A 19,826-nucleotide genomic window follows, 5' to 3' on the forward strand; every position below is an offset into this window, starting at 1 on the left:
AAACCGGTAACGCGACCATTCACCTACCCACGTTGAGAACCATGGCCAAGAAGCTCTATATCAAGACCCACGGCTGCCAGATGAACGAGTACGATTCATCCCGCATGGCGGACCTGCTGCGCACCGGCGAAGACGTCGAGATGACCGACACGCCCGAGAACGCAGATATCCTGTTGCTGAACACCTGCTCCATCCGGGAAAAAGCCCAGGAGAAAGTCTTCCACCAACTGGGTCGCTGGAAGAGCCTGAAGAACAGCAAACCGGACCTGATCATCGGCGTCGGCGGCTGTGTCGCCAGCCAGGAAGGCCAGGCCATCATCGACCGGGCGCCCTACGTGGACATGGTGTTCGGCCCCCAGACCCTGCACCGCCTGCCGGACATGATCACCGAGATCAAGACCAAGGGGAACGGCGTGGGCGTGGTCGACGTCACCTTCCCGGAAATCGAGAAGTTCGACAATCTGCCGTCACCGGGCGCGGACGGCCCTTCGGCCTTTGTCTCGATCATGGAAGGCTGCAGTAAATACTGCACCTTCTGCGTGGTGCCCTACACCCGCGGCGAGGAAGTCAGCCGCCCGGTCGACGACGTGATTGCCGAGGTGGCCCACCTGGCCGACCAGGGCGTCCGCGAGATCAACCTGCTGGGCCAGAACGTCAACGCCTACCAGGGCGAAACCTTCGACGGCGACACCATGGACCTGGCGGAGCTGATCACCCTGATCGCCACCATCGATGGCATCGACCGCATCCGCTACACCACCTCTCACCCGGTGGAATTCTCCGACGCGCTGATCGATGTCTACGCCCAGGTGCCGGAACTGGTCAGCCACCTGCACCTGCCGGTTCAGAGCGGCTCCGACCGTATCCTGGCGCAGATGAAACGGGGCCACACCGCCCTGGAGTACAAATCCAAACTGCGGCGGCTGCGCAAGATCCGGCCGGACATCAGCTTCTCCTCCGACTTCATCATCGGCTTTCCGGGCGAGACCGAGAAGGATTTTGAGGACACCATGAAACTGATCAACGACATCGGCTTCGACGTGTCGTTCAGCTTTGTCTACAGCGCCCGTCCCGGCACGCCGGCGTCCGACCTGCCGGACGACACGCCGATGGAGATCAAGAAACAGCGCCTGAGCATCCTGCAGCAGCGCATCAACCAGCAGGCCATGGACATCAGCCGCAAGATGGTGGGCACCACCCAGCGCATCCTGGTCACCGGTCTGTCAAAGAAAGACCCGGGAGAATACGCCGGCCGTACCGAGAACAACCGCATCGTCAACTTCCGCCATGACAATCCCGGGGTGGTGGGCCACTTCGTTGACGTGGAAATCCGCGAAGCGCTGCCCAATTCCCTGCGCGGCGTGCCGGTCGACAACGAACTGCATTGAGTTATGGCGTCACGCCCCCATATTGGCATCAGCCAATGAGATCACTCCCGCTCCGGCCTGGCCGGAGCGACACTGAAAGCAAGAGGACTGATTGAATACCACCGACAGCAAACAGTTCGACCTCCATCCCGTGGACCAGCGTCGCCTGGCAACCCTGTGTGGCCAGTTTGACGAACATCTGAAACAGATCGAAAAACGTCTGCAGGTGCGCATTGGCCGCCGCGGCCACCACTTCCGGGTGGAAGGCGAGAGCAGTCACGTCGCCGCCGCGGTGGAGGTGGTTCGCCACCTGTACCGGGAAACCGAAGCCAACGACGACATCGAGCCGGACACCGTGCACCTGTTCATTCGCGAATCCGGCCTCGAACGCCTGCCGGAAGACGTGCCCTACGCCGGCGGCGTCACCGTGATCAAGACGCCGAAACTGCAGGCCAAGCCCCGTGGCGGCAACCAGCAGAAGTACGTCCACAACATCCGCAGCCACGACATCAACTTCGGTATCGGCCCGGCCGGTACCGGTAAGACCTGGCTGGCGGTGGCCTGTGCCGTGGAAGCCCTGAAGGATGAGCAGGTCAAACGCATTCTGCTGGTGCGTCCGGCGGTGGAAGCCGGTGAAAAACTCGGTTTCCTGCCCGGAGACCTGGCGCAGAAGGTAGACCCTTACCTGCGCCCGCTGTACGACGCGCTATACGAAATGCTGGGCTTTGACCAGGTCACCCGGCTGATCGAGAAAAGCGTGATTGAGATTGCCCCGCTCGCGTTCATGCGCGGCCGCACCCTCAACAACTCGTTCATCATCCTCGATGAGAGCCAGAACACCACCCGTGAACAGATGAAAATGTTCCTGACCCGTATCGGGTTTGGCTCCACCGCGGTTATCACCGGTGACACCACCCAGGTGGACCTGCCCCGGGGCCAGAATTCCGGACTGATTCACGCCGCCGACGTGCTCAGCAAGGTGGCGGGCATCGGCTTTACCCGTTTCGAATCCAAGGACGTGGTGCGCCACCCGCTGGTGCAGCGCATTGTGGAAGCCTACGACGACTTTGATGACGCCGGGGGCGAACGCCGGTGAGCGGGCTAACCGTTGATATCCAGCGGGTGTTCGACGCCCCGGATCTGCCGGACGATCAACAACTGACGCGCTGGGCCAATGCCGCCTGGCGCCAGTCCCACGATTCTGAGGTCACCATCCGCATCGTCGGAGTGGACGAGATCGCCGAGCTCAACGAGACCTACCGCGGTAAAGCCAGGCCGACCAATGTGCTGTCCTTCCCATTTGAGGCGCCAGCCGGTATAACGGTGCCATTGGCGGGTGACCTGGTGATCTCCGCCGAAGTGGTGGCGCAGGAAGCCGGAGAGCAACGCAAGACCCTCGACGCCCACTGGGCCCACATGGTGATGCACGGCATCCTGCACCTGCAGGGCTATGACCACATCGACGACCAGGACGCCGAGGTTATGGAAGGCCTGGAAATCCAGCTGCTTGGCCAGCTCGGGTACGCCAATCCCTACGAGGACTTTTCCTCAGAGAACAAGGAAACGGAACAAGACTCATGAGCGACGATCAGTCGAGTCGCAGTCAGGGCAACAAGTCCTGGCTGGAACGCATATCGCAGGCTTTCTCCAGTGAGCCTGAGTCCGCAGAGGACATACTGGAAATCTTACGGGACGCCGAGTCCCAGGACATCATCGACACCGACGCCATGAGCATCATCGAGGGTGCCATGCAGGTGATCGACATGCGAGTCGAGGAAATCATGATTCCGCGCTCGCAGATGGTGACGGTCAAGGCCGCCCAGGACCCCAAACAGTTCCTGCCCGCCATCATCGACTCCGCCCACAGCCGCTTCCCGGTGATTGGCGACAACCAGGACGACGTCATCGGCGTACTGCTGGCCAAGGATCTGCTTCCCCTCGCCCTCAACAACGAGCTGAACTGGAACCGTATCCGCGAAATCCTCCGCCCCCCCACCTTCGTGCCGGAGAGCAAGCGTCTCAATCAGCTGCTCAAGGAATTCAAGGAAACCCGCAACCACATGGCCATCGTGGTGGACGAGTACGGCGGTACCGCCGGGCTGATCACCATTGAGGACGTGCTGGAGCAGATCGTCGGGGAGATCGAGGACGAACACGACTTCGATGAAGAGACCCACATCAAGGCTCGCGGGAACGGCACCTTTGCCGTCAAGGCCGTCACCCCGATCGAAGACTTCAACGAGTTCTTCAAGACCGAACTGGATGAACAGGAATTCGACACCATCGGCGGCGTGGTGCTGAAAGAGTTCGGTCACCTGCCCCGTCGCGGTGAGACCATCAGCTTCGGTGGCCTGACCTTCACCATCGCCAACGCCGACAACCGAGTGATACGCCTGCTTCAGGTAACCCACAGTGCCGAATGATTTTCCAACCCTGAGCGGACGGCGCTGGCTGTCCGCGCTCCTGCTGTTGGTGGCTGGTGCCGCCCAGACATTGACGTTTTCACCGTTCCAGTGGTGGTGGCTGGCGCCGTTCACCATTGCGCTGATTGTCTTCATCACCCTGCCACTGACACCCAGGCAACTGTTCCGTGCCGGCTGGCTGGTCGGCTTCGGGCTGTTTGGCAGCGGCGCATCCTGGGTGTACATCAGCATCAGCCAGTACGGCAACACCTCGGTGCCGGTATCGATCCTGCTGACCCTGCTGTTCGTGGCCGGACTGGCCCTGTTCCACGGCCTGACCTTCTGGGCCTGGGGCAGGCTCGCCACAAACAGCGCGATCCGGCGACTGATCCTGTTCCCCGCCCTGTGGCTGCTGGGGGACTGGCTGCGGGGCTGGTTGCTGACCGGTTTTCCCTGGCTTTACCTGGGTACCGCCCAGGTCGATGGCCCACTGGCGGGCTTGGCGCCGATGGTCGGCGTTCACGGTCTCACCCTGTGGATCGTTGGCAGTGGCGCCGCGCTCTACGCCGCAGGCTGGTTGCTGCTGCGACAGCGCAGCGCCAGTGCCGGCGTTCTGGTCACCGCCTTCCTGCTACCCTGGCTGATAGGCCCCTGGCTGAAGGATGTGACCTGGACCGAGAAAGCCGAACAACCGCTGTCGGTGGCTGCGATGCAGGGCAATGTGCCGCAGTTGATCAAGTGGGACCCGAAGTTCCTCCAGGATCAGATTGCCACCTATCTGGAACTCACTGAGGACAACTGGCAGAAAGATCTGATCCTGTGGCCGGAAACTGCCATTCCCCTGCCCCAGGACCAGGCAGGACCGATCCTGGAGCATATCCGCGAGCGGCTGGCGCCCGGCAGCACCCTGATCACCGGCATCCCCTGGTACGGGTTCAGTGACCGCATCGAAGACTTCACTTTCCACAACAGCATTCTGTCGGTAGGCAATGGCGACGGCATGTACCACAAACAGAAACTGGTGCCCTTCGGCGAGTATGTGCCGCTGCAGCAGTGGTTGCGGGGGTTGATCGGATTTTTCGACCTGCCGATGTCGGAGTTTTCCCGAGGCCCGGCCAACCAGTCACCGTTGACCGCCGGGGATGCCAGGGTTATGCCCTACATCTGTTATGAGGTGGCCTATCCGGATTTTGTCGCCATGAACGCTCACCGTGCCGGCCTGCTGATCACCATCAGCAACGACGGCTGGTTTGGCGATTCCATTGGCCCGTTGCAGCACCTGCAGATTGCCCGGATGCGGGCCCTGGAAACCGGCCGCTACATGATCCGCGGCACCAACAACGGTGTGACCGCGATCATCGATGACCACGGCCAGATCCAGGACACCATTCCCCAGTTCACCCGCGCCACCCTCCATGGAGAGGTCTACGAGGCCGAAGGCAGTACGCCTTACATGCAGAGCGGTTCCTGGCCGGTGCTGACGCTGGCGGCGATCCTGATTGTGTTTGTGCGCGAGCGGGTCATTCCGAAACCGGCCTGACCCGCACCGGCCAACTACTCGCTGGCCTCTTTCGGCCAGCGGCTGGTCACCCGCTCGTAGTAGTGGGAGCCACAGGCATCGCAGGGGGCGATGTGGCTGGTTGCGGTGAGACAGCTCATGTGGCCACAGTTCAGGCATTTGAACATGCCGGCGGTGGCCACTTCACCACTGATGTAATGACTCGCGTCGTCGTTATCCAGCTTCTGGTTCAGCTCCAGGGTGTCCAGCCGGGTCTTGTCCGCCACCGAGAACAGCATGTCCGCCAGCTGGTGCTCAATGAGTGAGAGATCCAGCTGGAGCCACTCGGTCAGCCCCTCTCCGGTCTCATCGACGAAGTGCATCAGGTGTTCCAGGTCCCGCGCCAGGTACGCCGACAGCAAGTCGACCTCCTCCCGGGTCATGTCCTCGAGTGCGTACTCGAACTCCACGGCCTTGCCAATCTCATTGCGCAGGCCTTCCAGGGTGATCTCCTCGGCATCCGCCAGGCTATCCTGGACCCGCTTGAGCATCCGGTCGTAAGTGGCCAGGGCCTGGCCAGAAAGGTGCTTGCGTTCTTCGTCGGTCATGGTGACTCCTCTCGTACAGCTGTCCACCGGTCCATGGTGCTGGCGCCAATGGCAATCCGGTGCCCTGTATTGATTCTGGCACAGCTGGCCGTAAATGGCAGACTACCTGTTGACGCGCCCCTGCGTTAGAATGTCCGGCCGCTCAGTAAATCTTCAAATACAGGGTACACACCGCAATGGCAGGAATGGACGAGCACTACCGCCCAAGCGACGTCGAACAACAGGCGCGCACATTTTGGGAAGACAACAACACGTTCACTGTGCAGGAACAACCGGACAAGCCGAAGTACTACTGCCTGTCCATGTTCCCCTACCCGAGCGGAAAGCTACACATGGGGCACGTTCGCAACTACACCATCGGCGACGTGATCTCCCGCTACCAGCGCATGCAGGGCAAGAACGTGATGCAGCCCATGGGCTGGGACGCCTTCGGTCTGCCGGCGGAGAACGCCGCCATCAGCAACAAGACTGCCCCAGGGAAGTGGACGCGCGCCAACATCGAGTACATGAAGAACCAGCTCAAACAGCTGGGCTTCGGCTACGACTGGAGCCGCGAACTGGCCACCTGTGACCCGGACTACTACCGCTGGGAGCAGTGGTTCTTCGCCCGCCTGTATGAAAAGGGGCTGGTGTACAAGAAGATGGCCACCGTCAACTGGGACCCGGTTGACCAGACCGTGCTGGCCAACGAGCAGGTGGTCGACGGCCGTGGCTGGCGCTCCGGCGCCCTGGTGGAACGCAAGAAGATTCCCCAGTGGTTCATTCGCATCACCGACTACGCCGAAGAGCTGCTCAATGACCTGGACCAGATGGAAGGCTGGCCGGAGCAGGTCAAGACCATGCAGCGCAACTGGATCGGCAAGTCGGTCGGTGTGGAGCTGTCTTTCCCGCTGAAGGGCCGTGACGACGAGGCCCTGACCGTCTACACCACCCGGCCGGATACCCTGATGGGCGTCTGCTACATGGCGGTGGCCGCCGAGCACCCGCTGGCGCGGGAAGCGGCCGAGCGCAGCAGCGAAGTGGCGGAATTTGTCGAGACCTGTCGCAACCAGAAAGTGGCCGAAGCCGACATGGCCACCATGGAGAAAAAGGGCATCGACACCGGCTTCCAGGTCATCCATCCGCTGACCCAGGAAGCGATTCCAGTCTGGATTGCCAACTTCGTCCTCACCGACTACGGCACCGGCGCGCTGATGGCGGTCCCCGCCCACGATGAGCGCGACCACGAGTTTGCCCTCAAGTACCGGTTGCCCATCAAGCAGGTGATCTCGCCCAGCGACAACCGTGAGATCGATACCCACGAAAAGGCGTTCACCGAAAAGGGCACCCTGGTGTCTTCCGGCAAGTACAGCGGCCTCACCAGTGAGGAAGCCTTTGACGCCATCGCCGACGACCTGGAGCAGTCGGGTATCGGCAACCGCACCATCAATTACCGGCTGCGGGACTGGGGTGTATCCCGTCAGCGTTACTGGGGTGCGCCGATTCCGATGATGACCCTGGAAGACGGCACCGAACGCCCGGTACCGGACGATCAGTTGCCTGTGGCGCTGCCGGAAGACGTCGAAATGGACGGTGTCCGCTCCCCCATCAAGGCCGACCCGGAGTGGGCCAAGACCACCGTGGACGGCCAGGCGGCGACCCTGGAAACCGACACCTTCGACACCTTTATGGAGTCGTCCTGGTACTACGCCCGCTTCTGCAGCCCGAACTATGACAAGGGCATGCTGGACCCGGCCGCAGCCAACTACTGGCTGCCGGTAGACCAGTACATTGGCGGCATCGAACACGCCATCCTCCACCTGCTGTACGCCCGCTTCTTCCACAAACTGCTGCGGGACGTGGGCCTGGTGACCAGCTCCGAGCCCTTTAACCGTCTGCTGTGTCAGGGCATGGTGCTGGCCGACACTTATTACCGCGAAGACGACAACGGCGGCAAGATCTGGATCTCGCCGGCCGATGTCACCATCGAGCGGGACGACAAGGGTCAGGTCGTTCGGGCCGTGCACAAGGACGATGGCGAGCCGGTGATTGCCGGTGGCGTCACCAAGATGTCGAAGTCCAAGAACAACGGCATCGATCCCCAGGCCATCATTGACCAGTACGGTGCCGACACCGTGCGCCTGTTCATGATGTTTGCCGCGCCACCGGAGCAGTCCCTGGAGTGGTCCGACAGCGGCGTGGAGGGTGCCCACCGTTTCCTCAAGCGCATGTGGCGCCTGGTGAGCGAGCAAAAGGCCGGCGGCGATGTCCCCGTGCTCGAGCCGGACGCGCTCAACAGCGACCAGAAAGCCCTGCGTCGCAAGACCCATGAGACCATCACCAAGGTCAGTGACGACATCAGCCGTCGTCTGACCTTCAACACCGCCATCGCGGCGGTGATGGAACTGCTGAACGACGTCAGCAAGCTCAACGACGGCGAGCCCCAGAGCCGGGCCGCCATCCAGGAGGCGCTGGAAGCCGCGGTACTGATGCTGTCTCCGATTGTGCCCCACATCTGCCACAAGCTGTGGCAGGCCCTGGGCCACGACACCGCCGTGGTGGACGCGCCCTGGCCGGAAGCCGATGAAAAGGCCATGGTGAAGACCGAGATCCAGGTAGTCCTGCAGGTGAATGGCAAGGTCCGCGCCAAGCTCGACGTGGCAGCCGACATCGACAAGGCCAGCCTGGAACAGCAGGCCCTGGCGAACGAGAACGTCCAGCGCTTCACCGAAGGCAAGACCGTGCGCAAGGTGATCGTGGTTCCCGGCAAACTGGTCAACGTGGTGGCCAACTAAATGCGTCAACCGGTCCACTGGCGGGTACTATTGCCTGTCCTGCTGGCAGCGGCGGTGCTGAGCGGCTGTGGCTTCCAGCTACGCAGCTCGGCCCCGGTGCCCGCCGCCCTGCAGCCATTGGCGGTGAGCTGTGCGGCCGCCATCCCGGCCCCCCTGTGCCAGGCGGTGGAGGACAACCTTCGGCTGGGCGGCGTTGAGCTGGCCAGTCGCGACGAGGCGCACTACCGCCTCAACCTGGGCCGGTTTGACCAGAGCCAGCGGACCAGCGCCGTTACCCTACAGGGCGCGGCGGCCGAGTACGATCTGCGACAGCGGGTCTGGATCGACGTGATTGGCGTCAGTGAGGGGCCGCTGCTGGCCGGCGTCGAAATTCGCAGCAGCGAAACCTTCCGTTATGACGAGGACAACGTGCTGGCCAAGGAACGTGAGCAGCGCAACCTGGAAAGCACCCTCTACCAACGGCTGGCGCAGCAGATCCTGTTCCGCCTGTCACCGCTAACCGAGGCGCGGATTCAGGCGCTTCAGCAACAGCGCGGCGCCAACGCTGCGGACGATACCACCCTCCCAGAAGACACCCCCGCACCATGAAAGCACAGCCGGCCCAGTTACCCCAGCTGCTGAAAAAGGGACTGGCCCCGGTGTATCTGGTCTCCGGTGATGAGCCTCTGCTGGTTCAGGAATGCTGCGACCAGATCCGCCAGGCCGCCCGCAAAGCCGGCTATGGCGACCGGGTCACCTACCATGCCGACCAGCAACTGGACTGGAACACGGTGGGTGAGGAGTTCGGCGCCTTGTCCCTGTTCGCCGAAAAGCGGCGGATCGAGATCCATCTGCCCAACGGCAAACTGGGGGACGGCCGCAAGATCCTGGAGCAGGTGCTGCCGGAACCACCGGACGATATCATCCTGATCCTCATCAGCGCCCGGCTCGATGCCGCTGAGCTGCGCCGCAAATGGTACAAGCTGCTACAGGACAAAGGGGTTCACGTTACCGTCTGGCCGGTGGATAACGACAAGTTCATCGGCTGGCTGCAGCAACGGGCCCGCAACCAGAACCTGCACCTGACCCGCGGCGCCCTCGACATGCTGGCGGAGCGCCTGGAAGGCAACCTGCTGGCAGCGGCGCAGGAGCTTGAGCGACTCGCACTGTTCGCCAATGGCGAAACCATTGACGAAGACACGGTGGAAAAGGCGGTCCAGGACAGCGCCCGCTTCAATGTTTTTGAGCTGGTGACGGAACTGTTGCAGGGTAACGCCCAATCCGCCCAGCGCATCATCGGCTTCATCCAGCACGAGGGAGAAAACCCGCTGGGATTGCTCAGCATTCTCAGCCGTGACCTGAACTTGGTGCTGGAGCTCCAGCAGGCGGTCAGGCAGCGGGAGACGCCGGGCAGCTTCCTGAAGCAGCGCGGCATTCGCCAACCCCAACGCGCCCGGGCCCTGGAAACCGCCGCCCGCCGGCTATCACGCCCAACCATCTACCAGGCCCTGGCGCTGTGCAGCGACGTCGATCGCACCGCCAAAGGCTTCGGCAAGCTGCCGCCCTGGCACCACCTGCGAGACCTGGCCAGCCTGATGGCCAAGTAGGCAAAGGCACGCCGGGCGACCCGCTCGCCCAAACCTTGCGCCAGATCACATAACTCCTGCCTTCACTTGACAAATTTTCGTCACTGGCGGCATCTTATGGGTGTCTGCCTGCAGACATCCATCTGTACAGCACCCATCAGGAGGACCGTATGAACCTTCAGGATGAGCTCAAACAGGCGGCGGACAAACTCCGCCAATACCGCGACGAAGCCCGCGTGCAACTTCACCTCGCCCGCGAAGACATTCGTGATGAATGGGACGACCTCGAGAAAGAGTGGGAGCAGTTCCGACACAAACTCGATGACGTGCTTCACGATGCCAATGATGCCGGCCAGGAAGCCCGCGAGAAAGCCAGCGAGGTGACTCACAAACTGCGGGACCGTTATCAGGACCTGCGGGACAGGCTGAAGAAATAGGTTGTCGCAATGGCCTGCTTAGCAAGGGACGGAGCGCCTATGGCAAGGTATAACTCAGTCATGACGACCCGAACGATCGCTCTGTTGTGCCCCTTGCTCTGGGCCGGCCCGCTTCCGGCGGCGGATGTCACCACACCGTCGCCGGAGACGGTGATCGAAGAGCGTTTCTGGGGCCAGCTCCACGCTGAAGGCGGCAAAACGTTCTTCTGTGACACCCCATTTACCAGCAAAGGATTTCTGATCACTCAGGGCTACGTCTACCCCCTGTCCCATGTCCGCACCGCGCTGCGTTGTGGCACACCCCGCCAGTGCGAGAAGGACGAGCGCTATCGCCGAATCGCCTCGGACCTGCACAATATGGTGCCAGTACAAAGCCGGGTCGAGATGCGGCGCCGCAACGCCAAGTACGAACAACTGACGGAAAGCACGCCGGTTGGCGAGTGCGAGATTCGGGAAAGCACCCAGTTCATTGAGCCCCCGGGGCGAATCAAGGGTGATGTGGCCCGGATCGTCGCCTATATGGTGGATACCTATCACTTGCCCTGGCTTGGCACCGCCGTCACATTCCAGAGCTGGAATGAACTGGACCCACCCGATGACACCGAACTGACCCGTCACCGCCGCGTCCGCGACCTTCAGGGCAATGCCAACCGGTTTGTCACCTCTCCGGAGCAGATGGCTCACCTGTAGCCACGCTGGCAGGCCAGAGCAGATCTGGTCACCGTCAGCCACAAAAAAACCGAGGGCCAGCCTCGGTTTTTTTCACTTCCCTGGCGAGAGTCACACCCTACTTCACAGGCGCATTGAGTACATCCAGCACGTCTTCCAGCTCAGTGATCATTTGCCGGATCAACTGTTTGTACTGGGATGTGTCATCCTTGATCTCATGGCTGCTCAGCTTCTGCTTGGCGCCGCCAATGGTGTATCCCTGATCGTACAGCAGGCTGCGGATCTGGCGAATGGTGATCACATCCGAGCGCTGATAATAGCGTCGGTTGCCCCGTCGCTTGACCGGCGACAACTGGGGAAACTCCTGCTCCCAATAGCGCAGGACATGGGCCTTGACGGCACACAGATCCGCCACCTCACCAATGGTGAAGTAGCGCTTTCCCGGGATCGCAGGGAGTTCGTTATTATGACTGGGTTCCAGCATATGCTTCCACTTTCTGCTTCAGTTTCTGACCCGGACGAAACGTCACCACCCGGCGTGCACTGATGGGAATCTCTTCTCCGGTTTTAGGGTTCCGGCCGGGACGCTGCTTCTTGTCCCGCAGATCGAAATTCCCGAACCCGGACAGCTTGACCTGTTCGTTATGGCTCAGCGCACCCCGAATCTCATCGAAAAAAGCTTCAACCATTTCCTTGGCTTCACGCTTATTGAGACCCAGTTCCTCATAAAGACGCTCAGCCATCTCCGCTTTCGTCAATGCTGCCATTCATCAACTCCTCAGTGTCGCCCCCAACTCTTCTTTCAGCGCATCAATCACACCGTTGAAGAGCGTGTGCACTTCTTCTTCGTTGAGTGTCCTTTCCGGGTGCTGCCAAAACAGACTCAGTGCCAGGCTGCGATTGCCCTCACCCAGGCTCTCGCCTTCATACACGTCAAACGCGCGCAGCGCCGTCATGTGCTCGCCGGCAGTCTGCTTCACCACACGCTCAACATCCGCAAAGGCGGTGTCGTTGCCGATAATGATAGCCAAATCCCGTCGTACTTCCGGGAATTTTGAAACATCTTTGAAATTAGGCACATAACCGGTCACGATCGAATTCAAGGATAGCTCAAACATCAAGATCGTGCCATTAAGTTCAAGGTTTTTCTGAACTTGCGGGTGCAGGCTACCCAACCAGCCAACGAAGGCGCCGTCACGGGTAAGGCGGGCGCACTGTCCCGGATGCAAAGCCGGATGAGCTCCACGCTCGAACTGGACCTCAATGCCCAACAGCTGGAACAGACCTTCCAGTTCACCTTTAACGTCGAAGAAATCGGCCTCACGGCGACCGTTGGTCCAGTTCTCCGGCACCTGGGGACCGGCAATCACGCCACTCAGCATCGGCTGCTGCTCAATCTCGCCATCCCGACGAATAAACCGCAGACCACTCTCGAACAGCCTTACCCGGGGCTGTTGGCGATTCTGGTTATAGGCCACCGTCTTCAGCAGACCACTCCACAACGAGGTCCTCATGATCGACAGATCCGCCGAAATCGGGTTGGCCAGCTCAATGCCCTCGTGATCCGGGTCCACCAACGCCTGGGTTTTGGGATCGACGAAGCTGTAGGTGATGGCTTCCTGGTAGCCACGGTCAACAAAGTAGCGCTGGATGGCGGACAACGGCCGGGTCGCCTCTGCCACCGGACGCAGCCCCATTGGCGCAACCGGCTCGGTCACCGGCAGGTTGTTGTAGCCAAAGATGCGACCGATCTCCTCAATCAGGTCCTCTTCGATTGCCAGGTCCGGACGGAAGCTGGGCACATGCACCTGCCAGCCTTCTTTCAGCAGCTTGTCGACGTGCAGCCCCAGTCGGGTCAGAATTTCCTCAATTTCAGTGCGGTCGATAGCCAGCCCCAGCACATCGGTGACCCGCTGATGACGGAGATCAATCACCCGATCCTCAGGCAACTCCTCGTCATGGGTGACCTCAACGATCTCGCCCGGCTCACCGCCAACAATCTCCATCAGCAGGGCCGTGGCACGCTCCATAGCGGTGCGGGCCAACTGGTGATCGACACCGCGCTCAAAACGATGGGAGGCGTCGGTATGAAGGCCATAGTGGCGGGCCTTGCCGGCCAGGGTGATGGGCTCAAAGAAGGCCGATTCCAGCACCAGGTCACGGGTCTTGTCGTTGACACCGGAATGCTCACCGCCCATCACACCGGCAATGGCAATGGGCTTCTGGCGATCGGCAATCACCAGGGTGTCGGGTGTCAGCTCCACTTCCTGGCCGTCCAGCAGTACCAGCTTTTCACCGGCTTCCGCCATACGTACCACGATACCGCCGATGATCTCCTCGCGATCGAAGGCATGCATCGGCTGCCCCAGCTCCAGCATCACGTAGTTGGTCACGTCGACAGCGGGATCGATGGAGCGGATACCGGAGCGACGCAGTTTTTCCTGCATCCACAGAGGTGTATCCACCGACAGATCAACGTTCTTCAGGATACGAGCCAAATATCGCGGGCAACCTTCCGGTGCGGATACTGTGACAGCCACCTGTTCCTGGTGACTGGCCGCTACCGGCTCAATCGCCGGACCTTCCACCAACAGGCTGTTCAGTACGCCAACTTCCCGGGCGATACCGCGAATTGACAGACAATCGGCGCGGTTGGGAGTCAGATCGACGTCAATGGTGACGTCGTCCAGGCCCAGATATTCAGTGATGGACTGGCCAACCGGGGCGTCGTCCGGCAGCTCCATCAGACCATCATGGCTCTCGGACAGCCCCAGTTCGGATTCGGAGCACAGCATGCCGTGGGATGGCTGCCCCCGCAGTTTGGCCTTCTTGATCTTGAAGTCACCAGGCAGGACCGCGCCAACCATGGCGAACGGTACTTTCAGACCTTCGCGAACGTTGGGCGCACCACAGACCACCTGGACCACTTCGTCACCACCAGCGACCTGGCATACCCGCAGCTTGTCGGCATCGGGGTGGGGAGCGACGGTCCGCACCTCACCGATCACAACGCCGGTAAACCGGCCTGCCACCGATTCAAAACCATCGACTTCCAACCCGGCCATGGTGATCTGGTCCACCAAAGCCTGGGTGTCGATTGCCGGGTTAACCCATTCGCGCAGCCACTGTTCACTAAATTTCATGGTGTATGCCTTGTCCTGATGCCGGTAAGCGGAATTGATTCAATGGTTAAGGGTCGATCAACGGAACTGTCGCAGGAACCGCAGGTCGTTCTCGAAGAACATCCGCAGGTCCTTGACGCCGTAACGCAACATGGCCAGACGTTCGACCCCCATACCAAACGCAAATCCCCGGTACTCTTCCGGATCAATGCCGCAATAACTGAATACTTTCGGGTGCACCATGCCGCAGCCCATAACCTCCAGCCACTTGATGCTGCCGTCTTCCTCCCGGCCCCACTCGATGTCCACCTCAGCCGACGGCTCGGTGAACGGGAAATAAGAAGGCCGGAAACGAACCGCCAGGTCACGCTCGAAGAAGACCCGCAGGAACTCTTCCACGGTGCTCTTGAGGTCGGCAAAGCTGACGTTCTTCTCCACCAGCAGACCTTCAACCTGATGGAACATCGGGGTGTGGGTCATGTCGGAGTCACAGCGATAGACCCGCCCCGGGCAGATCATCCGATACGGCGGCTCGGAAGCTTCCATGGTCCGCACCTGCACCGGCGAAGTATGGGTGCGCAACAGGGTGCCCGGATTGAAATAGAAGGTGTCGTGCATAGCACGGGCCGGGTGGTGGCCCGGAATGTTGAGGGCTTCGAAGTTGTGATAGTCGTCTTCGATCTCCGGCCCCTGCTCGACACTGTAGCCGGCCTGGGCGAAGAACTGCTCGATACGTTGCAGGGTACGGGTGACCGGGTGCAGGCCACCCAGGTCCTGGCCGCGTCCGGGCAGGGTCACGTCAATGGATTCGCTGGCCAGACGGGCATCCAGGGCAGCCTGTTCCAGTCCGCTGCGACGGGCGTTGATGGCCTGTTCGACCTGCCCCTTGGCTTCGTTGATCTTCTGGCCGGCGGCGGGACGCTCCTCGGCGGACAGCTTGCCCAACGTCTTGGCCTGTTGGGTAATCACCCCTTTCTTACCGAGGTATTCGACACGAATCTGATCAAGCGCCTGCAGACTGTCGGCCTGTTCTACCGCAGCCAGACCGTCCTGAACGAGTTGCTCCAGGTTTTCCATTGCCCCTGCTCCACACCAGAATGGGAAATTCTCTTGACGACTCCGCTCGGCGCGCGGCAGCGCGATACCGGAGTCCATAACAAAAAATAGGGGAAGAGCGTGCCCTTCCCCTATCATCGGGTGTCAAACTGACACCCTTAATCGATCTGCAATCGATGAAAGAGCTAAGCGATCACAGGGACGCTTTTGCCTTCTCAACCACAGCGGCAAACGCCTGCTGCTCGTTCATGGCCAGATCGGCCAGAACCTTACGATCGATTTCAACGTTTGCCTTCTTCAGGCCAGCGATCAGACGGCTGTAAGACAGGCCGTTGGCACGGGCACCGGCGTTGATACGCGCGATCCACAATGCACGGAACTGACGCTTGCGGTTGCGACGGTCACGGTAGGCGTACTGACCCGCCTTGATGACCGCCTGCTTGGCAACGCGGAATACACGGCTACGAGCACCGTAGTAACCCTTGGCCTGATTCAGAATCTTCTTGTGACGACGACGTGCAACCACGCCACGTTTTACGCGAGGCATATTTCAATCCTTCTCGTTAACCAGTGAGCGTTAATTACGCGATCATACGCTTGATAGAAGCCACATCAGACTTGGCGATCAGCTTGGTACCACGAAGCTGACGCTTACGCTTGGGGCTCTTCTTGGTCAGAATATGACTGGTGAAGGACTGCTTATGCTTGAAGCCGTTAGCGGTTTTCTTGAACCGTTTGGTGGCCCCGCTCTTGGTTTTCATCTTAGGCATTTTTTAAAACTCCGCATTCTATAGTCGATAAACGCATGTGTTTCTGAACGACAAATCCCCCGCGTCAGCAGGGGATCAGCCTACGGTCCAGAATCACTTCTTCTTACGGGGCGCCACCACCATGGTCATCTGGCGACCTTCCATCTTCGGTCGCTGTTCTACCTGGGCCAGCTCTTCAATATCAGCTTCGATCCGGTTCATGAGCTGCATACCGATTTCCTGGTGTGCCATCTCACGGCCGCGGAAGCGGATGGTGATTTTGCCGCGGTCCCCGCCTTCAAGGAAACGTATCAGGTTGCGTAGTTTGACCTGATAATCCCCTTCTTCGGTTCCTGGACGGAACTTCAGCTCTTTGACCTGCGTCTGCTTTTGCTTTTTCTTGGCAGCCGCCTTGGCCTTTTTCTCTTCGAAGATCTTCTTCCCGTAGTCCATTATCTTACAGACGATCGGATCGGAATCCGTGACCTGAACCAGATCAAGAGAAGCTTCTTCGGCCCGCTTGAGTGCATCCTCAATAGGTACGATACCAACCTGTTCGCCTTCCGCATCAATCAGACGGACTTCGGTCGCCACAATGTTCTCGTTGATAGGTGCGCGTGGAGCGCGTCCACCCCGATTCGCTCGCTGTTTAATAGTTAGATCTCCGTTTTAAATTTTGCCTTTACGTTCAATTGCTTCGGCCAGAATGGCTTCGAACGCTTCCAGCGTCATGGTACCCAGGTCCTCGCCTTTGCGGGTTCTCACCGCAACGGCGCCAGCTTCAACTTCTTTGTCGCCGACCACGACCAGATAAGGCACCTTGTTTAAAGTATGCTCGCGGATTTTAAAGCCGATCTTCTCGTTTCTCAAGTCAGCATTTACCCGATATCCGAGGGATTGCCATTTTTCCGCAATATTTCGGCAGTATTCCGCCTGACTGTCAGTGATGTTCATCACCGCCACCTGGGTCGGCGACAGCCAGGTCGGGAATGAGCCTTCGTACTCCTCAATGAGGATGCCGATGAAGCGCTCGAAGGAGCCCAACACCGCCCGGTGCAACATCACCGGCGTACGCCGCTCGGAGTTATCCGCCACGTACTGGGCGCCAAGGCGACCCGGCATGGAGAAGTCCACCTGGATGGTACCGCACTGCCACACCCGGCCGATACAGTCTTTCAGGGAGAACTCGATCTTCGGTCCGTAGAATGCACCCTCACCCGGCAGCAGTTCCCAATCCACGCCTTCGCGGTTGAGCGCCTCTTCCAGTGCAGCCTCGGCCTTGTCCCAGACTTCATCGGACCCCACCCGTTTCTCCGGTCGGGTCGAGAGCTTGTAGAGAATTTCCGAGAAACCGAAGTCCGCATACACCTCGTGCAGCAGCTCGATGAAACGGGAAACCTCTGCCTGGATGGCGTCTTCTTCACAGAAGATGTGGGCATCATCCTGGGTAAAGCCGCGCACCCGCATAATACCGTGCAGCGCGCCGGAAGCCTCGTTACGGTGGCAGGAGCCAAACTCAGACAGGCGCAGCGGCAGGTCCTTGTAGCTCTTCAGCCCCTGGTTGAAGACCTGGATGTGACACGGACAGTTCATCGGCTTGATGGCAAAGTCGTGCTTCTCGGATTCGGTGGTGAACATGTCATCACCGAACTTGTCCCAGTGTCCGGATTTTTCCCACAGGGTACGGGAGACCACCTGGGGCGTCTTGATTTCCTGGTAGCCATGCATACGCAGCTTGTCGCGCATGTACTGCTCGATCTGCTGATAGACGGTCCAGCCATTGGGGTGCCAGAACACCATACCCGGCGCCTCTTCCTGCATGTGGAACAGGTCCAGTTTCTTGCCGATTTTGCGGTGGTCCCGTTTCTCGGCTTCCTCCAGGCGATGGAGGTACGCCTTGAGGTCTTTCTTGTTGCCCCAGGCGGTGCCATACACCCGCTGCAGCTGTTCGTTGCTGGTATCGCCACGCCAGTAGGCGCCCGCAACCTTGGTCAGCTTGAACGCTTTCAGCTTGCCAGTGCTGGGCACATGGGGGCCACGGCACAGGTCGATAAAGTCGCCCTGACGATAGAACGACAGATCTTCCTCACCGGGAATGTCTTCGATGATGCGAACCTTGTACTCCTCGCCCATCTCTTCAAACAGCTTGACCGCTTCGGCGCGGGACAGTACCGAGCGGGACACCGGAATGTCCTGCTTTGCCAGCTCGCCCATCCGCTTCTCGATGCGCGCCAGATCCTCGTTGGTGAACGGACGCTCAAACTTGAAGTCGTAGTAGAAGCCATTGTCCACCACCGGCCCGATGGTGACCTGGGCACCCGGGAACAGCTCCTTGACGGCCATGGCCAGGAGGTGAGCGGTGGAGTGGCGGATGATGTCGACACCGTCTTCATCGCGCTCGGTGATGATCGCAAGCTCGGCGTCGTCGGCGATTTCAAAGCTGGTATCCACGAGCTTGCCGTTAACACGACCGGCAACGGCCGCCTTGGCCAGGCCAGCGCCGATATCGGCGGCAACATCATGGACGGTTACAGATTCCGCAAAACTGCGGTGGCTGCCATCAGGCAGGGTAACTACAGGCATGGTTTACTCCCATCAGCATCAGCGGTGATCCCTACGTAAGACCACATGTTATTCGGTATGCCGCGATACAGGACGCGGTCCGGGACCGGGCATTCTATCAGCGCCTCCGGTGGGATGTCATGCACAGCCGCAGTGGTGCACAATAGCTCGTTTGTGCCGCGAACCATGGCGGCCCATCGATTCAGGGATCAGAAGGAGGAACAGGGTGCGTATTCTGGCTTTCCATAACCTCAAGGGTGGCGTGGGCAAAACCGCTGCAGCCGTCAACATTGCCTATCTGGCCGCTCAGGCGGGCATCCCCACCCTGCTCTGGGATCTCGACCCCCAGGGCGCAGCCAGCTGGTATCTGGGGGACGATCCGGACGTCAGCGGCGAGAAGGTCTCCCGCCTGATCAAGGGCAAGACCCCGGTCGGCAAGCTGATCCATGACACCCCATACGAAAAGCTGGACCTGATCCCCGCCCACAGCAGCTTTCGCAACCTGGACGTCAAGCTGGCCCAGGGCGAAGGGGACGGAGCACTGAAATCCTGGCTCGATCCGCTGTCGGAAGACTATGGTCTGGTGATACTCGACTGCCCGCCGTCGCTCTCCCATCTCGCGGAGCAGGTTCTGGCCACCGCCGATCAGGTGTTCGTCCCCACCATCCCCACCTGGCTGTCCGCCAACAGCTGGCAGCAACTGCACGACTTCATGAAAGAGAAGAAGCTGAAGCCGGCGAAACTCCACCCCTTCCTGTCACTGGTGGACCGCCGCAAGAACCTGCACCGTCAGGCACTGGAGGGAGACGTCTTTGAGCTGAAGCGAAAAATGCGGGCCTACATTCCCTACGCCAGCGACATCGAGCGCATGGGAGAGACCCGGCAGCCGGTACCGGTGATGGCTCCGCGTTCAGCGGCGGCGCATGCGTACAGACTGTTGTGGCAGGAGATGCGCCGGATAGCGCGACTGTAGGGGATGTAGGGGATGTAGGGGACGCCAAGGCGTCTTTGGCAGAT

20 protein-coding genes are annotated in these 19,826 nt (G+C 60.3%); 11 read left to right on the forward strand and 9 right to left on the reverse strand.

Annotated features, from left to right (window positions below):
- Positions 1-41 precede the first annotated feature (41 nt).
- From miaB to lnt, 5 genes are all read left to right on the forward strand, one after another.
- Complete coding sequence (miaB, locus tag J2887_RS14515) at positions 42-1,388, forward strand: tRNA (N6-isopentenyl adenosine(37)-C2)-methylthiotransferase MiaB (RefSeq protein ID WP_227171817.1); 1,347 nt, start codon at positions 42-44, stop codon at positions 1,386-1,388.
- Between the two features lie 91 nt (positions 1,389-1,479).
- Positions 1,480-2,463 (forward strand): PhoH family protein, encoded by a 984-nt coding sequence (locus J2887_RS14520; RefSeq protein WP_227171818.1) that lies wholly within the window; start codon positions 1,480-1,482, stop codon positions 2,461-2,463.
- Positions 2,460-2,948: an rRNA maturation RNase YbeY gene (gene ybeY, locus J2887_RS14525; protein ID WP_416381868.1), complete on the forward strand. Its 489-nt coding sequence runs from the start codon at positions 2,460-2,462 to the stop codon at positions 2,946-2,948. The genes J2887_RS14520 and ybeY overlap by 4 nt, the downstream gene beginning before the upstream one ends.
- Positions 2,945-3,790 carry an HlyC/CorC family transporter gene (locus tag J2887_RS14530; protein WP_227171819.1) on the forward strand — a complete coding sequence of 282 codons (846 nt, stop codon included), beginning with the start codon at positions 2,945-2,947 and terminating at the stop codon, positions 3,788-3,790. The genes ybeY and J2887_RS14530 overlap by 4 nt, the downstream gene beginning before the upstream one ends.
- On the forward strand, positions 3,780-5,309 hold the full coding sequence (gene lnt, locus J2887_RS14535) for an apolipoprotein N-acyltransferase (RefSeq protein ID WP_227171820.1): 1,530 nt from the start codon (positions 3,780-3,782) through the stop codon (positions 5,307-5,309). Before J2887_RS14530 ends, lnt begins: the two co-directional genes overlap by 11 nt.
- A gap of 14 nt (positions 5,310-5,323) precedes the next feature.
- Here lnt and J2887_RS14540 read toward each other — a convergent pair whose 3' ends face one another.
- Complete coding sequence (locus J2887_RS14540) at positions 5,324-5,875, reverse strand: zinc ribbon-containing protein (RefSeq protein WP_227171821.1); 552 nt, start codon at positions 5,873-5,875, stop codon at positions 5,324-5,326.
- Positions 5,876-6,060: 185 nt separating this feature from the next.
- On the opposite strand from J2887_RS14540, the gene leuS reads away from it, so the two are divergent.
- The 5 genes from leuS (at position 6,061) to J2887_RS14565 (ending at position 11,341) form a co-directional block, all read left to right on the forward strand.
- Entirely contained in the window at positions 6,061-8,649 is a 2,589-nt protein-coding gene (gene leuS, locus J2887_RS14545; protein ID WP_227176140.1) for a leucine--tRNA ligase, read from the forward strand.
- On the forward strand, positions 8,650-9,237 hold the full coding sequence (gene lptE / locus J2887_RS14550) for an LPS assembly lipoprotein LptE (protein WP_227171822.1): 588 nt from the start codon (positions 8,650-8,652) through the stop codon (positions 9,235-9,237). It begins immediately after the preceding gene.
- Complete coding sequence (gene holA / locus J2887_RS14555; RefSeq protein WP_227171823.1) at positions 9,234-10,235, forward strand: DNA polymerase III subunit delta; 1,002 nt, start codon at positions 9,234-9,236, stop codon at positions 10,233-10,235. The genes lptE and holA overlap by 4 nt, the downstream gene beginning before the upstream one ends.
- Positions 10,236-10,384: 149 nt before the next feature.
- Entirely contained in the window at positions 10,385-10,651 is a 267-nt protein-coding gene (locus J2887_RS14560) for a hypothetical protein (protein ID WP_227171824.1), read from the forward strand.
- A gap of 60 nt (positions 10,652-10,711) precedes the next feature.
- Positions 10,712-11,341, forward strand: a complete 630-nt coding sequence (locus J2887_RS14565; RefSeq protein ID WP_227171825.1) for an endonuclease — start codon at positions 10,712-10,714, stop codon at positions 11,339-11,341.
- A gap of 97 nt (positions 11,342-11,438) precedes the next feature.
- Here the strand turns inward: J2887_RS14565 and J2887_RS14570 are convergent, their stop codons facing one another.
- The 8 genes from J2887_RS14570 to thrS form a co-directional block, all read right to left on the reverse strand.
- Positions 11,439-11,804, reverse strand: coding sequence for a MerR family transcriptional regulator (locus J2887_RS14570; RefSeq protein ID WP_227171826.1), 366 nt, complete (start codon positions 11,802-11,804; stop codon positions 11,439-11,441).
- Complete coding sequence (gene ihfA / locus J2887_RS14575; RefSeq protein WP_007151838.1) at positions 11,785-12,087, reverse strand: integration host factor subunit alpha; 303 nt, start codon at positions 12,085-12,087, stop codon at positions 11,785-11,787. Before ihfA ends, J2887_RS14570 begins: the two co-directional genes overlap by 20 nt.
- A gap of 3 nt (positions 12,088-12,090) precedes the next feature.
- Positions 12,091-14,463, reverse strand: coding sequence for a phenylalanine--tRNA ligase subunit beta (pheT, locus tag J2887_RS14580; protein ID WP_227171827.1), 2,373 nt, complete (start codon positions 14,461-14,463; stop codon positions 12,091-12,093).
- A 57-nt stretch (positions 14,464-14,520) separates the two neighbouring features.
- Positions 14,521-15,519 carry a phenylalanine--tRNA ligase subunit alpha gene (pheS, locus tag J2887_RS14585; protein ID WP_227171828.1) on the reverse strand — a complete coding sequence of 333 codons (999 nt, stop codon included), beginning with the start codon at positions 15,517-15,519 and terminating at the stop codon, positions 14,521-14,523.
- A 172-nt stretch (positions 15,520-15,691) separates the two neighbouring features.
- Positions 15,692-16,045: a 50S ribosomal protein L20 gene (gene rplT, locus J2887_RS14590; protein WP_091814168.1), complete on the reverse strand. Its 354-nt coding sequence runs from the start codon at positions 16,043-16,045 to the stop codon at positions 15,692-15,694.
- A 34-nt stretch (positions 16,046-16,079) separates the two neighbouring features.
- On the reverse strand, positions 16,080-16,268 hold the full coding sequence (rpmI, locus tag J2887_RS14595) for a 50S ribosomal protein L35 (RefSeq protein ID WP_227171829.1): 189 nt from the start codon (positions 16,266-16,268) through the stop codon (positions 16,080-16,082).
- 93 nt (positions 16,269-16,361) lie between these two features.
- The gene (infC, locus tag J2887_RS14600) at positions 16,362-16,901 is read right to left on the reverse strand and encodes a translation initiation factor IF-3 (protein WP_227176141.1); all 540 of its coding nucleotides are present in this window, start codon (positions 16,899-16,901) and stop codon (positions 16,362-16,364) included.
- A gap of 15 nt (positions 16,902-16,916) precedes the next feature.
- Complete coding sequence (thrS, locus tag J2887_RS14605; protein WP_227171830.1) at positions 16,917-18,830, reverse strand: threonine--tRNA ligase; 1,914 nt, start codon at positions 18,828-18,830, stop codon at positions 16,917-16,919.
- Positions 18,831-19,035: 205 nt separating this feature from the next.
- On the opposite strand from thrS, the gene J2887_RS14610 reads away from it, so the two are divergent.
- Entirely contained in the window at positions 19,036-19,782 is a 747-nt protein-coding gene (locus tag J2887_RS14610; protein ID WP_227171831.1) for a ParA family protein, read from the forward strand.
- Positions 19,783-19,826: the final 44 nt, after the last annotated feature.

Origin of the sequence: Marinobacter sp. CA1, assembly GCF_020546665.1 — a bacterium.
Taxonomy (GTDB): Bacteria; Pseudomonadota; Gammaproteobacteria; order Pseudomonadales; family Oleiphilaceae; genus Marinobacter; species Marinobacter xestospongiae.

Coding starts and splice junctions, on each gene's coding strand:
- miaB (WP_227171817.1), top strand. CDS start 42: ATGGCCAAGAAGCTCTATATCAAGACCCACGGCTGCCAGATGAACGAG.
- J2887_RS14530 (WP_227171819.1), top strand. CDS start 2,945: ATGAGCGACGATCAGTCGAGTCGCAGTCAGGGCAACAAGTCCTGGCTG.
- J2887_RS14540 (WP_227171821.1), bottom strand. CDS start 5,875: ATGACCGACGAAGAACGCAAGCACCTTTCTGGCCAGGCCCTGGCCACT.
- leuS (WP_227176140.1), top strand. CDS start 6,061: ATGGACGAGCACTACCGCCCAAGCGACGTCGAACAACAGGCGCGCACA.
- lptE (WP_227171822.1), top strand. CDS start 8,650: ATGCGTCAACCGGTCCACTGGCGGGTACTATTGCCTGTCCTGCTGGCA.
- holA (WP_227171823.1), top strand. CDS start 9,234: ATGAAAGCACAGCCGGCCCAGTTACCCCAGCTGCTGAAAAAGGGACTG.
- J2887_RS14560 (WP_227171824.1), top strand. CDS start 10,385: ATGAACCTTCAGGATGAGCTCAAACAGGCGGCGGACAAACTCCGCCAA.
- J2887_RS14565 (WP_227171825.1), top strand. CDS start 10,712: ATGACGACCCGAACGATCGCTCTGTTGTGCCCCTTGCTCTGGGCCGGC.
- J2887_RS14570 (WP_227171826.1), bottom strand. CDS start 11,804: ATGCTGGAACCCAGTCATAATAACGAACTCCCTGCGATCCCGGGAAAG.
- ihfA (WP_007151838.1), bottom strand. CDS start 12,087: ATGGCAGCATTGACGAAAGCGGAGATGGCTGAGCGTCTTTATGAGGAA.
- pheT (WP_227171827.1), bottom strand. CDS start 14,463: ATGAAATTTAGTGAACAGTGGCTGCGCGAATGGGTTAACCCGGCAATC.
- pheS (WP_227171828.1), bottom strand. CDS start 15,519: ATGGAAAACCTGGAGCAACTCGTTCAGGACGGTCTGGCTGCGGTAGAA.
- rplT (WP_091814168.1), bottom strand. CDS start 16,045: ATGCCTCGCGTAAAACGTGGCGTGGTTGCACGTCGTCGTCACAAGAAG.
- rpmI (WP_227171829.1), bottom strand. CDS start 16,268: ATGCCTAAGATGAAAACCAAGAGCGGGGCCACCAAACGGTTCAAGAAA.
- thrS (WP_227171830.1), bottom strand. CDS start 18,830: ATGCCTGTAGTTACCCTGCCTGATGGCAGCCACCGCAGTTTTGCGGAA.